Origin of the sequence: uncultured Tenacibaculum sp., assembly GCF_947494125.1 — a bacterium.
Taxonomy (GTDB): domain Bacteria; phylum Bacteroidota; class Bacteroidia; order Flavobacteriales; family Flavobacteriaceae; genus Polaribacter.
In genome coordinates this window covers 68,534-82,034 of the sequence record NZ_CANLTU010000013.1, presented here as the reverse complement: position 1 = coordinate 82,034, position 13,501 = coordinate 68,534, and the positions used below count along the sequence as shown (strand labels likewise).

The following is a 13,501-nucleotide window of genomic DNA, read 5'->3' as shown; positions in this document are numbered from 1 at the left end:
ACTGGTGCCTTAGCTCAGTTGGTAGAGCAAAGGACTGAAAATCCTTGTGTCCCTGGTTCGATTCCTGGAGGCACCACTATAAAATCTTAACTTTAGTTTTGACTTTTATAAATTGTTACTTTAATAAGCATTAACTGGTGCCTTAGCTCAGTTGGTAGAGCAAAGGACTGAAAATCCTTGTGTCCCTGGTTCGATTCCTGGAGGCACCACCGAAAAACCCGAACTTTTTGTTCGGGTTTTTTAATTTTAACTAAAAAACTCATTGTTAAACAATGAGTTTTTTGTTTTTATTTTAATTTAAATTGCATTTCAATAGGCAGATGATCTGAAGCTTGGCCAAAATCATTTAAAACATTTCCACCTACATACTCTATGCTTTTTTCTGTATAAAATATATAATCTATTCTTTCGTATAAATCTTTAGTATCAAATGTATTTTTTGGGTTTTGAATATTGAAAGCAGCATTTCCTACTCCTTCCATTGTAAACATTTTTTGAATAACGGCTTCTTGATCTCTCGCTTTTGAGTTAAAATCTCCAAGTAATATTGTTGGGTAATTTTCTTTATACCTTTTAAAAACATTTAATACATAGTCAAATTGACGAACTCGTGTAGGTTTATCAAATGCTTCTAAATGTATATTTATAACCACAACTTCTTTTCCTTCAAATACAACCTTAACTACTTGAACTAACCTATCTAAATACAACGCATCCCTATAAAACGGACTATCTGGAACTCGTTCTAAAACAATACGTTCATAATCTTTTAATTCATATTTACTTAGAATTGATTGGCCAGAAACTACTTTTCCGAAATGCATACTAGGTGGCCAGTACGGATATGGCAAATAACGCTCATCCCAGTTTACTCCTCTTGCAATATTATTATAACCTAATTTAGAAAACTCTTCTTCTTGATTAACTTCATAAGATCTAGAAGCATTATAATCAATTTCTTGAAAAGCTATAATATCTGGATTTACTTTTTTAAGTTCTTTTTCTACTTTCTTTAAATTGTTTTCAAATAATTCTTTAGGCTTTGCTATTGGTAAATTATTTGTCATTCCACTTAAATAACCAATATTGTAAGTAACTATACTATATACAGAGTCTTTATCTAAATTTTCTGGATAATTATTTACTATTAATTTTGAATACTCCTTAGCGTCCATTGTTGACGATGAAGCCCAAAAGAAAAAAACTGCAAATAGTACCAATACTAAAACAAGTAATCTTAATAAAATTCTGATTATATTTTTCATAAAAAATTAAAGAAATGTTAAAAATGACTTTCAAATTTAAACTTTTTTAAAATAGCATAGTCATAGATGTGTAAATAATTAAAAAACTTAAATTTTATAAAGATGAAAAAAATAATAGCATTATTAGTTTTAGCAATTGGGTTTACTTTAACATCTCAAGCTCAAAAAGGAAAAAGAGGTGATTTTGAAAAACTAACAGTAGCTCAACAAACCGAATTAGCTGTAAAAAAAATGACTTTGAAGTTAGATTTAACAGCTGCTCAACAACGTAGAGTTAAACCTTTACTTGCTGAAAAAATAGCTAAGCGTAAAACTATGCATGAAAAAAGAAAGGCGATGAAAGAAAGCGGTAAAAAAAGGGAGAAACCATCTGCTGACGAACGCTTTGCTAAAAAAAGTAAAATGCTAGATGCTCAAATTGCTTTTAAAGCTGATATGAAACGTATTTTAAATGAGAAACAATACGAAAGATTTGAAAAAATGGCTGCTAGAAAAAAGCATAAACTTAAAAAGAAAATGAAACATAGAAAGCATAAAAAAAACTCAAAAGAAAGACGTCATAAAAATCATGATGAAAAATAAAAATTGGTTAGTAGTAAATTAGTTTTGATTGATGGCCCAGTTTTGGAAACAAAACCGGGCTTTTTTTATTCTTTAAACCAACTTGAATATTTTACATAATTGTTGGCTATTCTATCTATTTCTCCTGATATTAATTCTTTAGAAACATCCTTCACTTTTTTTGCTGGAACCCCTGCATAAATACTTCCACTTTCTACTCGTGTATTTTTTGTTATAACTGCTCCCGCCGCAATTATAGAGTTTGATTCTATAACACAATCATCCATAATAATACTTCCCATCCCTACTAAAACATTATCATGTATTGTGCAACCATGTACAATTGCATTGTGTCCTATAGAAACATTATTCCCTATTGTTGTTGGAGATTTTTGATAGGTTGCATGTATTACTGCTCCATCTTGTATATTTACCTTGTCTCCCATTTTTATATAATGCACATCACCACGAATTACCGCATTAAACCAAACACTACATTCTTTTCCCATTTCTACATCTCCAACTATTGTTGCATTTTCTGCCACATAACAATCTTCTGGTATTTTAGGCGATTTCCCGTTTACTGCTTTTATAATTTTCATTTTTCTATTTAAAATAAGATAATAAGTTTGCTTTTTTTGAAGAGGAAACCGTTATTTCTTTACCGTTTGATAAAATTACACTCCCTCCTTTTCCCTTCTTATATTTAACTACCATATTTACATTTACTAAATACGATTTATGAACTCTTGCAAAAGAATTTTCTTTTAAAAGTTCTTCAAAATACTTTAATGTTTTACTAACTAACTTTTTTGAGTTTAAAAAATGTATTTCTGTATAATTATCATCTGCTTTACAAAATTGAATATCGTTAATATCTATAACTTCAAACCCATCTTGTTGAGGGATTGTTATTTTCTCTGACGTTAAATTATTCTTTGGCAATAATACTGTATCTTCTAGCTCCTTTTCTCGTTCTTTTATTTCTGTTACTAAACTTACTGCTTTTATTAATTCATCTATTGAAATAGGTTTTAATAAATAGTATGTTGCTTGACTGTTTAATGCTTCTATTGCGTAGTGATCATAAGCTGTTACAAAAATAGTTTCAAATGTTTGATTTTCTATTCTATCTAACAAATCAAACCCATTTCCGTAAGGCATTTCTACATCTAAAAATACTAAATCTAATTCGTTTTCTTCAATTAATTTTTGTCCATCATCTATATTATCAGCTTCTCCAATCAGTTGAACATTTGGACAATATTTTAATAGATAATTTCTTAAAATATCTCTTCCAATAGCCTCATCTTCTATTATAATTGCTTTCAATTTCATTACTAATTTCTTTTTAAAATCAATTCTACTTTTGTTCCACTACCATCCTCTAACAAATCAGAAACTGATACGGATATTTTATCTTTATACATATCATTTAAAATAGCTATCCTGTTTTGAATAGTACTTAAACCTTTTGACTTTTGTTTTAACTGATGCTTGGTTTTAATTTCCATCGATTTTTTACGTCCAACTCCATCGTCTTGAATTGTTATCAAAATATTTTCCTCATTATATTGATCCATTGAAATAGTTAATTTTCCTTTCTCTTTTTTATATCGAAGTCCGTGCCAAATGGCATTTTCTATATATGGTTGTAATAACATTGGTGGAATCGCATAGTCATCTAATTTAATTTTTTCATCTATCGAAATCCCATATTCAAATTTATCTTTAAATCGATTATGCTCAAGTTTTACATATAACTCTAACAACTCAATCTCTTTTGTTAATGGAATAAAATCTTCATCAGAGTTTTCTAAAACAGAGCGCATTAACACTGAAAACTCAGATAAATACCTGTTAGCACTACGCTCATCATTTACCGCTATAAAATTATTCACAGAATTTAAAGCATTAAAAATAAAGTGTGGATTCATTTGCGAACGCATAGACTTTAGTGCTAATAAATTATTTGCTAACCTCTGTTGTTTATTTGTACGATGCATTAAATATGCTAATAAGCACATCAATAAAATTCCAGCTAACAATGAATAAATAATTAATTCTTGACGCTTGTTACTTTCCTGAACTAATTGTTGATCTTTATAAGCCAAGTCTATTTTATTCCCTGCTAACTCTTTATCTTTTTCTAAGCTTGATATTCTATTCTGACTCTCTGCTATTCTCCTACCAAAACGTTTGATTTGCTGTATTTCTTGCTCCTTTCTTGAATATAACGTATCTACTAACCTAACATAACTTTGATAAGCTTCTAATGCTCCCTTACTATTCCCAACCGATTCTAATACTTCTGAAAGTTTACGGGTTGCATCTTTTTGAATAATTATATCCTCATTCTTACCTGCCTCTTCTATACTCTTTTTTAAATAGGGAATTGCTTCATTATACTCCTCTTTTAAAATATAAGCATTCCCTATTTTATAATTTATTTTTTGTGAAGTTATTGAATCTACTAATGACTCTTTCAATTCTGAATCTATTGGAATATCATCTGTTTTTTCTAGACTTTCTTTACGTAATTGTATTTCTTCATCGTAGCGTTGGTTTTGATTATAATAGTCGGCAACTTTTTGTTGCACCTGTAATGAATTCATTGAGCTCCCCAAACTATCATATGCTAAATCTAAAGAATTTTGAAATAATGAATCTGCCTTTTTTTCTTCTCCTAATTTCACATATACTTCAGCTAATTTAGCATTTAGGTCTGTTATTTTAGACTTTACCTGACTCTTCTTCGCTATTTTCAAAGCACTTTTGTAGCTATCTAAAGCTTTAGTAAACTCTAGTAAATTCTTATATGCATCCCCTAAACCTTCATTCGCTATTAAACGATTATATACACTTAGTTTTCCTTTTAATACTTTCTTATAATTTCTTTTAGCATCACCATTTTTTAATGCTAATAATTCAGTTTTGGCTAATAGCAACAATACTTTTGAGTCATAAACTTCTTCTATTGATGCTTTATAATTTTCAATTGCTAAATCGTATTGCTTCCAGTGTATGTATATCTCTCCCAATTCTTTAAATGAAACAGATTTTCGCCTTTTAGTTTCACTTTCATTCAACATTTTTTCTACAAAAGTTAAACTTTTATCTAAATTTTTTTCTTTATAAAATTTTACTGAATCGAAGTATACATTAAACAGATTTGCTCCTTTTTTTCTTTTTGACGTTGCTTTCTTACTTAAAGAAACTTTATTAAAATTATATCTTGATTCTTTTTCGCCTTCAAAATTTTCTACCATAATTTTAATATCCTCATCATCTTTTATCCTATAAAAAACGGTATTAAAATCTGGATGAGCAACAACTAGTTCATCATTAATCTTAGCCCTAACATTATATCTTCCATATGAATCTAAAAATAAAAACCTTTTACCATTTACTGATATATCTGCATTTTTAATTGCTTTCCCCGAACTTTCATCCACCACACTTACTTTTACTGAAAATTCTTTAGCTTCTCTTTCTTGTCCTTGAGAGAAAACTATCGAAATACTCAATAGTAGCAACGTAAATAATATGTTTATTTTTTTATTCATCTCTTTATTAATTAGTGTAAACATACACACAAAAAATGAGTTCGAAAAATTCGTAATTACTCAAAAACACTTGTTATATACATCAAAAGCCTCATTTACTCATTTTATCTATCTAATCACTCAATATAGTGTGCTCTTTACTCATTATCATTTTTATTTCAAATAAGTTGCTCTTAGTTTTGAAGTATAAACAATATGTTATGAAAGTTACACAAACCTTAATTATTTTACTTTTTACTACTGTAGTTTTTAGTCAATCATTAAAAAACAACAGTCCTTTTATTGAAATAACTGGTCACGCTGAATTAGAAATTAGTCCTGATGAAATTTACTTAGATATTCGTTTAAAAGAAAGAATGAAAAATGGTAAAAAAATAACGTTAAACGAATTAGAAAATTCTTTAAAAAAAGAATTAGAAATCATAGGTATACCTATAACTAATTTATTTATTTCTGACATTAATTCGGTTATATCTAAAACTGGATGGTGGAGTCAAGAGGTTTTATCTATAGGCAAATATTCTTTAAAAATCACAAGCCCTAAAAAACTTAAAAAAGTATTTGAGGTTTTTAAAAAATTAAAAATTACTGATACTCGAATTACCAAAGCCACTCACTCTAAATTAACGCTTTTCAAAAAGAAAAATAGAATTGCTGCTATTAAAGCTGCTAAAGAAAAAGCGAAATATCTACTAAATGCAATTAATGCGACTATAGGAAAACCTTTAAAAGTTAATGAAACTGAACATCAACTACAAGATTTCGCACAATTAAATCATTTAAATACAACTTCAGAATATGGAAGTATATCGAAAGTAAAGTCTTACAAAAAAGATATTATACAATTTGAAAACATCAAGTTAACTTCTTCTATTTATGTAGTTTTTCAAATCAAATAAAAGATAATTATTAGCTACCAAACTACTAATAACTTAAAACAGAAAATTATGAAAACTCATGTATTAAAAATATTATTCGTTTTTACTCTTATAATCTCTACAGTAGGTTACGCAACGAATCCTAAAAGTAAAAAACAAACAACTAAAGTGGCTTTATTACTAGATACTAGTAATAGTATGGACGGGCTAATTAACCAAGCTAAAGCTCAATTATGGGAAATTGTAAATGAATTATCGTATGCTAAATGTAACGGAGTTACTCCTAAGTTAGAAATTGCTTTGTATGAATATGGAAATGATCAATTATCTTCAAAAGAAGGTTACATCCGTCAAGTATTACAATTCACTAGTAATTTAGACGATATTTCTGAACATCTTTTCTCTTTAAAAACTAATGGTGGAAGTGAATTTTGTGGACAAGTTATTCAAACTTCTTTAAACGAATTAAACTGGGGCGCGAAAGAAAATGATTTGAAAATGATTTTTATAGCAGGAAATGAACCATTTACTCAAGGTAAATTAAACTATAAAGATGCTATTACCAATGCTAAAGAAAAAGATATTACAATTAACACTATTTTTTGTGGTGATTATAACCAAGGAATTTCTGGAATGTGGCAAGACGGTGCTATTTATGGTGGTGGCGATTATATGACTATTAATCATAATAAAAACATTGTTCATATAGTAACTCCTTATGATAATGATATTATTATTTTAAATAAAAAATTAAATAAAACCTATATCCACTATGGTAACAAAGGATATTCTAAATATACAAATCAGAAAAAACAAGACTCTAATGCTCTTACTTTAGATGAAGTAGTAGTTGTAAAACGAGCTGTTACTAAAAGCTCTAAATTATATAAGAATGCTGAATGGGATTTAGTGGACGCTTCTGAAGAAAAAGAAATTGATTATACTAAATTAAAGAAAAAGCAACTTCCAAAGCATTTACAAAACAAATCGTCGAAAGAAATAAAAAGGCATGTAGATTTTAAGCGTAAAGAACGATTAGATATTCAAGAAAAAATTAAAGAATTAGATAAAAAAAGAAAGCAGTATGTAGCGAAAAAGAAACGTGAATCTTCTAAAAAAAACGAATTAGAAAGTGTTATGATTAAGGCTATAAAAAAACAAGCGAAAAAGAAAAACTACTCTTGGTAGGTTTAGTTTGATTAGTAGTTAGTTTTGAAGCGGAGTGGTACTCCGCTTTTTTATTTTATCATTAATTTTTCTCCAATACTAATACTATTACCAGTTAAACCATTAGCTTCTCTTATGCTTTTTACTGATGTTTGATATTTTCTAGCTATAGAATATAACGTATCTCCTTTTTGAACTTTGTGGTAGCCTGCTTTTATTCTTTGCTGCTTTTTATAATTCTTAGGTTTTATTCTATCGTATTGCGCTAAATTATATTTTTTTATAATCCCTATCAGTTTTTGAGGATAGCGTTTGTCTGTTGCATAACCCGCTCTACGTAAACCATAGGCCCATCCTTTATAATTTCTATGCCCTAATTTAAATAAGCTTGCATATCGTTTTCGAGTAATTAAAAACTGCGAATGATCTTCATATGATGTTTCTGGATATTTATATTTTCTAAAACATTCACCTTTTTCATCATCGTCATGTGTTACACTTTTTCCTTTCCAACCTCTATGGCACTTTATACCAAAATGATTGTTTGATCTTCTTGCTAAATTACTTCTACCACTTCCCGATTCTAATACTCCTTGTGCTAAAGTTATACTTGCTGGTATATTATGCTCGTGCATTTTTTTTACAGCTATCGGTGCAAATTTTTGAATATATGCTACCGTATGATTTTTATTTGTCTTTAAAGGCTTCTGTACCTGCTCTATTTGTGGTAGTTCAGGTATTACTTCTTCTACCTCTTCTAAAACAACCACTTTTGGTGTAGATTTAACCACATTTTTATTAGAACCACAACTTGCTAAAAATACTGTGCAAACTACTATGTAAAAAACTAACTTTATTCTCATTAAATGTTTATTAACTCTTGGTTTTTATTCTTTAATCTTTGATTTACTCCTGCTATCCCTTGTAAACCTCCTGTATGGATTGCTAATATTTTACTGTTCTTTTGAAATTCATTCTTTTTAATTTTCTCTATAATTCCAAACAACATTTTACCAGTATAAATTGGATCTAGAGGAATACTTGTTGCTGTTTTAAACTCATTAATAAAACGAATAAGTTCGGTATTATATTTTCCATAACCTCCAAAGTGATAATCGCTTTCCAAGCTCCAATTATCATTCCTATTTACTAACTGCTGAATATCATCTTGTAAAAAATCACCTTTTAAGGCTGGAAAACCTATTATTTTTTGATAATCTTTAGCTGATTCAATTAATCCAGCTATAGTACCTCCTGTGCCAATAGCAGAGCAAATATAATCGAATTTTTCATCTTTATTTGTTAAGATTTCTTTACAACCTTTTACAGCTAATTCATTGGTTCCTCCTTCTGGAACTAAATAAAAGTCTCCAAATTCTTTTCGAAGCTCTTCTATAAAGTTTTTTTCTGATTTATTTCGATAATCAGACCTTGATACAAACTTAAATTGCATTCCACTTTTATACGCTTCTTTCAAGGTAGTATTTTTTGACAGTGTTTTATTCAAATCAACACCTAACTCATCTCCACGAATAACACCAATAGTTTTAAATGCAGATAACTTCCCTGCTACTGCAGTAGCAACTATATGATTGGAAAATGCTCCTCCAAAAGTTAATAATGTATCTTTTTGTTGATTTTTAGCTTCTTCTATATTGTATTTCAGTTTTCGAAACTTATTCCCTGATACAAACGGATGGATTTCATCCTCTCTTTTAATATAGAGTTCGATATTCTTTTCTTTTAAAACTGAAAGAAAAACTTCTTGATTTTGACTTACAAAATCCTTACTAAAAAAAGAGTTATCTATACTATTCAATACTACCATATTTAAGATGCTAAAATACTAGAATTCCTACTGAAATAAAGTAATTCTGTTACTACATTTAATCATTAACACCCCTTTTCGCTTCAATTAATTGCTTTTAAATACTTCTTATAGAGTATAGCATCTGTAACAAACCTTTAATCCAATCGTTAAAATAGCATAAAAAAACTCTAAAAATGCGATCTATATTCTTCTTACTTTTAATTATTTCATATTTTGTTTCTTCTGCTCAAAACATTAAAATAAAAACTTTAAAAAAAGACAGCTTGATTATTATTAAAAAGGAGTCTAAAAAAGGGTTTTATCATGATTATATTTTATACATACCAAAAAAAACTCCTTTAAATAAAAATATTTTTTTATTGGTAGAGCCCAATAATACAGGCAAAACATCTGATAATATAGAAATCCATAAAAAATATGCTATTAATTTAGCTTCTGTAAGCTCCATTGGAAATAATATTTCTACAGAATTAAAAATCCCTTTACTTGTTCCTATTTTTCCAAGACCAGCATCTAAACCTCTTATGTACACTCATGCATTAGATAAAGATGTGATGATTGAAAAATCTCTTGAATTAAAACGACTTGACTTACAACTATTAGCAATGATAAATGATGCTAAAAAAAAATTAAACTCTATGAATATTAATGTTCATTCTAAAGTTTTCATGAATGGTTTTTCTGCTTCTGCTACATTTACAAATCGTTTTTCTTTTATTCATCCTAAGACTATTAAAGCTCTAGCTATTGGTGGTTTTAATGGAGAGCTCATTCTGCCTCAAAATAAAATTAACGATATTCAATTAAATTATCCAATAGGAATAAAGAACTTTAATGAATTATTTAATAAAGATTTTGAGATTAATCAATACAAGCAAATTCCTCAATTTATTTACATGGGTAAATTAGATAAAAACGATGCTGTTCAATTTGACGATGCTTATAGTGAAAACGAGCGTAAAATAATTAACAATAATATTGGAAGATCTGTATATAAAAGATATTTAAAGTGTCAAGAAATATATTATAAAAATAATATACATCCAATTTTTAAAACTTATGATAATGTTGGGCACTGGACCACATCTGATATAAATCTTCAAGTTATAAAATTCTTTTTAAAACAAATGCAAAACAAATAGAATCATACAAATTTGTTCTCTGTTTATCTATATAATGTAGTACTTTTAAACTCTTTATACTTTATATCCTGAATAATAAACTATGAACAAATTTTAAATTTTCTTTCAATCTTATTTTCTTGTTTTTTTGAGGAAAACACTATATAAAGCACCTGTTTCATTGTGAATATCTATTAATCTTTAAAAAATGAAATCAAAAACGATAAACATCAAACAAATTACTCCTTCTGAAGTTTTACCTATTCGACATAAAGTTATGTGGCCAAATATGCCAATTACATATGTTTCTCTAAAAAATGATGATGAGGCAAGACACTTTGGTTTATTTCTTAACGGAGAAATTACCTCTATAATTTCCTTATTTATAGAAAATAACGAAGCTCAGTTTAGAAAATTCGCAACTTTAATTGAGTTTCAAGGTTTCGGCTATGGATCTATATTGTTAAAACACATTATTTCTTTAGTGCAAAAAGAAAACCTTAAAAAATTATGGTGTAATGCTCGAGTAGAAAAATCAAAATTCTATGAGAGGTTTAACTTAAAAACCACTAACAAAAAGTTTGTAAAAGACGGAATTGATTATGTTATTATGGAAACCTATTTTTAAGAATAATCAGTCCATAAAAAAGCTCCTATAAACTAAGTATTATAAGAGCTTTAAATTTTATTAGTAGTTAGAAATCTGTTCTTCTACAGTTTCCCATTCTTCCATTAATGTATCTATTTGGGCTTTCTTTGCTTTATATTTTTCAAAGAAATTAGGTCGAGAAGAAACTTCATCATAATTCTGAGCCAATTCTAAATCTATTTTTTCTATTTCAGATTCAATATCTGCTATTTTATTCTCTATTTTATTTAGCTTATTCTTTAATCTTTTTAATTCTTTTTCTTCTTCTCTAGATAATTTATAACTGTCTTTTTTTGAAGTGTTTTTTTCTTCTTTTACAACAGTTTTCTTTTCTGCATCACGCAAATTCTCCATTTTGTGTTGCTCTAAGAAATAATCAATATCTCCTAAATATTCTTTTATTACTTTATCTTTAAATCCGTAAACTGTAGAAGTTAACCCTTGTAAGAAATCACGATCATGTGATACTAAAATCAAAGTTCCATCAAAACTCTGAAGTGCATTTTTTAACACATTTTTTGAGGCAATATCTAAGTGATTCGTAGGCTCATCCATTATTAACACATTAAACGGCGATAATAATAATTTACATAAAGCTAAACGATTACGCTCTCCCCCTGATAATACTTTTGCTTTTTTATCTACTGCATCTCCTCCAAACAAAAATGACCCCAACATATCTCTAACGCGCATTCTATTAGAATCGGTAGCAGCATCTTCCATAATTTCTAAAACCGTCTTTTCTGGAGGTAATTCTTCTGATTGATTTTGAGCGAAATACCCGATTTCTACATTGTGGCCTAGTTTTAAATCGCCTTCAAAAGGAATTTCTCCTACCATCATTTTTGCTAAGGTAGATTTCCCTTGTCCGTTTTGACCTACAAATGCTATTTTACTATTACGTTCTATTAATAAATCTACATTTTCTAAAACATGTTTATCTCCGTAACTTTTACATAAATTTTCTGCCTCAACAATTATTTTACCAGGTTCTTTAGAAATAGCGAAACGCACATTCATTGTTGCATTATCATCACCATCAACCTCAATACGTTGTACTTTGTCTAATTTTTTAATTAGCGATTGCGCCATAGATGCCTTACTTGCCTTGGCTCTAAACTTTTCAATCAACTTTTCAGTTTGCTCTATCTCCTTTTGCTGATTCTTCTGTGTTTGTAACTGCTTCTCTTTAATCTCAGCTCTTAACTTTAAAAACTCTGAATATGGCTTTTTATAATCGTAAATCTGTCCTAAAGAAATCTCTATTGTTCTATTAGTTACATTATCTAAAAACATTTTATCATGCGATACTAAAACGATAGCTCCTGAATAATTTTTTAAAAAATTTTCCAACCAAATAATAGATTCTATGTCTAAGTGATTGGTAGGCTCATCTAGTAACAAAATATCGTTATTTTGCAATAATAGTTTAGCCAATTCAATACGCATTCTCCATCCTCCTGAAAAAGTATCAGTTAACTTATCAAAATCTTCTCTTTGAAATCCTAAACCTTGTAATATTTTCTCAGTATCTCCTTGATAATTATATCCACCAAGTAATTCGTATCGCTCTGTTTTTTCGTTTAAATCGATTATTAACTGATTGTACCCTTCACTTTCATAATCGGTACGAGTTGCTAATTGATTGTTTATTTCATCTAAATCTAGTTCAATTGCTTTAATTTCAGTAAATGCCTGATATGCTTCTTCTAAAATAGTTCTTCCTTGAACAAAATCTATATCCTGACGCAAAAACCCCATACGTACTTCCTTATCAAAAGCCATGGTACCTCCACTACTTTCAATATCTTTAGAAAGCACTTTTAATAAAGTTGATTTTCCAGCTCCATTTTTCCCTATCAATCCTATTCTATCTCCTTTATTTAATTTAAAAGTGATTCCTGAGAATAAATCAGTTCCCATGAATGAAACCGATAAATTATGTACGTTTAACATAGTGTATTACGAATTACTTTGTTTTTGTAACTACTGTTACAAAATAATGTGTTATTTTTGTTGAAATTTGTGCAAACTTACAAAACGAAATAGTTAATTAGGTTAATAATTTAATAAGATATGTTAGGTAAAGGAAGTAAATTATATAGTATTTTTAAAAGTAAATGCCCACGTTGCCATGAAGGTGAGTTTTTTAAGTATGGTGTTTCTTTTAATCCTAAAAAAATAACAACACTTCATGATAACTGTCCAAAATGTAACTTAAAATATATGATGGAGCCTTCTTTTTTCTTTGGAGCTATGTATATTAACTATGGAATTGCAGTTGCCTTATTTGTTGCTATTTTTATTATCGCTAAAGTATTAATTGGCTTATCTATTCTTAAAAGTTTTATTCTAATTATAATATTATCTTTATTATTAACTCCTATTAACTTGCGTTTATCTCGCATTATTTGGATTAATATTTTTGTTAGCTATGACAAAAAACACTAAAAACACTTGATT

At 28.4% G+C, this 13,501-nt stretch carries 13 protein-coding genes and 2 tRNA genes; 8 read left to right on the top strand and 7 right to left on the bottom strand.

The genetic code is table 11. From position 1 onward, the window contains the following. Positions 1-3 precede the first annotated feature (3 nt). A tRNA-Phe gene (locus Q0881_RS15795) sits at positions 4-76 on the top strand. Positions 77-136: 60 nt separating this feature from the next. Beyond that, a tRNA-Phe gene (locus Q0881_RS15790) sits at positions 137-209 on the top strand. Positions 210-287: 78 nt separating this feature from the next. On the opposite strand, the gene Q0881_RS15785 is transcribed toward Q0881_RS15790, so the two are convergent. Continuing rightward, the gene (locus Q0881_RS15785; protein WP_299162365.1) at positions 288-1,265 is read right to left on the bottom strand and encodes an endonuclease/exonuclease/phosphatase family protein; all 978 of its coding nucleotides are present in this window, start codon (positions 1,263-1,265) and stop codon (positions 288-290) included. Between the two features lie 102 nt (positions 1,266-1,367). Between Q0881_RS15785 and Q0881_RS15780 the strand changes: the two genes are divergently transcribed. Beyond that, entirely contained in the window at positions 1,368-1,847 is a 480-nt protein-coding gene (locus Q0881_RS15780; protein WP_299162363.1) for a hypothetical protein, read from the top strand. Positions 1,848-1,912: 65 nt separating this feature from the next. On the opposite strand, the gene Q0881_RS15775 is transcribed toward Q0881_RS15780, so the two are convergent. Genes Q0881_RS15775 through Q0881_RS15765 form a run of 3 tightly spaced genes read right to left on the bottom strand, consistent with a single transcriptional unit; the run spans position 1,913 to position 5,392 of the window. After that, entirely contained in the window at positions 1,913-2,428 is a 516-nt protein-coding gene (locus Q0881_RS15775) for a gamma carbonic anhydrase family protein (RefSeq protein WP_299162361.1), read from the bottom strand. A 4-nt stretch (positions 2,429-2,432) separates the two neighbouring features. Continuing rightward, entirely contained in the window at positions 2,433-3,164 is a 732-nt protein-coding gene (locus Q0881_RS15770) for a LytTR family DNA-binding domain-containing protein (RefSeq protein WP_299162359.1), read from the bottom strand. A 2-nt stretch (positions 3,165-3,166) separates the two neighbouring features. Continuing rightward, positions 3,167-5,392, bottom strand: a complete 2,226-nt coding sequence (locus tag Q0881_RS15765) for a histidine kinase (protein ID WP_299162356.1) — start codon at positions 5,390-5,392, stop codon at positions 3,167-3,169. Between the two features lie 200 nt (positions 5,393-5,592). Here Q0881_RS15765 and Q0881_RS15760 point away from each other — a divergent pair, with 200 nt between their 5' ends. Both Q0881_RS15760 and Q0881_RS15755 read left to right on the top strand, forming a co-directional pair. Next, positions 5,593-6,291, top strand: a complete 699-nt coding sequence (locus Q0881_RS15760) for an SIMPL domain-containing protein (protein WP_299162353.1) — start codon at positions 5,593-5,595, stop codon at positions 6,289-6,291. Positions 6,292-6,339: 48 nt separating this feature from the next. Continuing rightward, positions 6,340-7,458, top strand: coding sequence for a VWA domain-containing protein (locus Q0881_RS15755; RefSeq protein WP_299162349.1), 1,119 nt, complete (start codon positions 6,340-6,342; stop codon positions 7,456-7,458). Between the two features lie 50 nt (positions 7,459-7,508). Here the strand turns inward: Q0881_RS15755 and Q0881_RS15750 are convergent, their stop codons facing one another. Both Q0881_RS15750 and Q0881_RS15745 read right to left on the bottom strand, forming a co-directional pair. Then, positions 7,509-8,300, bottom strand: a complete 792-nt coding sequence (locus tag Q0881_RS15750; RefSeq protein WP_299162346.1) for a glucosaminidase domain-containing protein — start codon at positions 8,298-8,300, stop codon at positions 7,509-7,511. Then, positions 8,300-9,256, bottom strand: a complete 957-nt coding sequence (locus Q0881_RS15745) for a pyridoxal-phosphate dependent enzyme (RefSeq protein ID WP_299162343.1) — start codon at positions 9,254-9,256, stop codon at positions 8,300-8,302. The genes Q0881_RS15750 and Q0881_RS15745 overlap by 1 nt, the downstream gene beginning before the upstream one ends. A 185-nt stretch (positions 9,257-9,441) precedes the next feature. Here Q0881_RS15745 and Q0881_RS15740 point away from each other — a divergent pair, with 185 nt between their 5' ends. Both Q0881_RS15740 and Q0881_RS15735 read left to right on the top strand, forming a co-directional pair. Continuing rightward, entirely contained in the window at positions 9,442-10,410 is a 969-nt protein-coding gene (locus tag Q0881_RS15740) for a hypothetical protein (RefSeq protein ID WP_299162340.1), read from the top strand. Positions 10,411-10,597: 187 nt separating this feature from the next. Continuing rightward, positions 10,598-11,017 carry a GNAT family N-acetyltransferase gene (locus Q0881_RS15735; RefSeq protein ID WP_299162338.1) on the top strand — a complete coding sequence of 140 codons (420 nt, stop codon included), beginning with the start codon at positions 10,598-10,600 and terminating at the stop codon, positions 11,015-11,017. A gap of 60 nt (positions 11,018-11,077) precedes the next feature. Here the strand turns inward: Q0881_RS15735 and Q0881_RS15730 are convergent, their stop codons facing one another. Beyond that, positions 11,078-12,994 carry an ABC-F family ATP-binding cassette domain-containing protein gene (locus tag Q0881_RS15730; protein WP_299162335.1) on the bottom strand — a complete coding sequence of 639 codons (1,917 nt, stop codon included), beginning with the start codon at positions 12,992-12,994 and terminating at the stop codon, positions 11,078-11,080. Between the two features lie 120 nt (positions 12,995-13,114). On the opposite strand from Q0881_RS15730, the gene Q0881_RS15725 reads away from it, so the two are divergent. Further along, positions 13,115-13,489 carry a DUF983 domain-containing protein gene (locus Q0881_RS15725; protein ID WP_299162333.1) on the top strand — a complete coding sequence of 125 codons (375 nt, stop codon included), beginning with the start codon at positions 13,115-13,117 and terminating at the stop codon, positions 13,487-13,489. The last annotated feature ends 12 nt before the right edge of the window (positions 13,490-13,501 follow it).

Coding starts and splice junctions, on each gene's coding strand:
- Q0881_RS15740 (WP_299162340.1), top strand. CDS start 9,442: ATGCGATCTATATTCTTCTTACTTTTAATTATTTCATATTTTGTTTCT.
- Q0881_RS15785 (WP_299162365.1), bottom strand. CDS start 1,265: ATGAAAAATATAATCAGAATTTTATTAAGATTACTTGTTTTAGTATTG.
- Q0881_RS15765 (WP_299162356.1), bottom strand. CDS start 5,392: ATGAATAAAAAAATAAACATATTATTTACGTTGCTACTATTGAGTATT.
- Q0881_RS15775 (WP_299162361.1), bottom strand. CDS start 2,428: ATGAAAATTATAAAAGCAGTAAACGGGAAATCGCCTAAAATACCAGAA.
- Q0881_RS15760 (WP_299162353.1), top strand. CDS start 5,593: ATGAAAGTTACACAAACCTTAATTATTTTACTTTTTACTACTGTAGTT.
- Q0881_RS15725 (WP_299162333.1), top strand. CDS start 13,115: ATGTTAGGTAAAGGAAGTAAATTATATAGTATTTTTAAAAGTAAATGC.
- Q0881_RS15735 (WP_299162338.1), top strand. CDS start 10,598: ATGAAATCAAAAACGATAAACATCAAACAAATTACTCCTTCTGAAGTT.
- Q0881_RS15755 (WP_299162349.1), top strand. CDS start 6,340: ATGAAAACTCATGTATTAAAAATATTATTCGTTTTTACTCTTATAATC.
- Q0881_RS15750 (WP_299162346.1), bottom strand. CDS start 8,300: ATGAGAATAAAGTTAGTTTTTTACATAGTAGTTTGCACAGTATTTTTA.
- Q0881_RS15780 (WP_299162363.1), top strand. CDS start 1,368: ATGAAAAAAATAATAGCATTATTAGTTTTAGCAATTGGGTTTACTTTA.
- Q0881_RS15730 (WP_299162335.1), bottom strand. CDS start 12,994: ATGTTAAACGTACATAATTTATCGGTTTCATTCATGGGAACTGATTTA.
- Q0881_RS15770 (WP_299162359.1), bottom strand. CDS start 3,164: ATGAAATTGAAAGCAATTATAATAGAAGATGAGGCTATTGGAAGAGAT.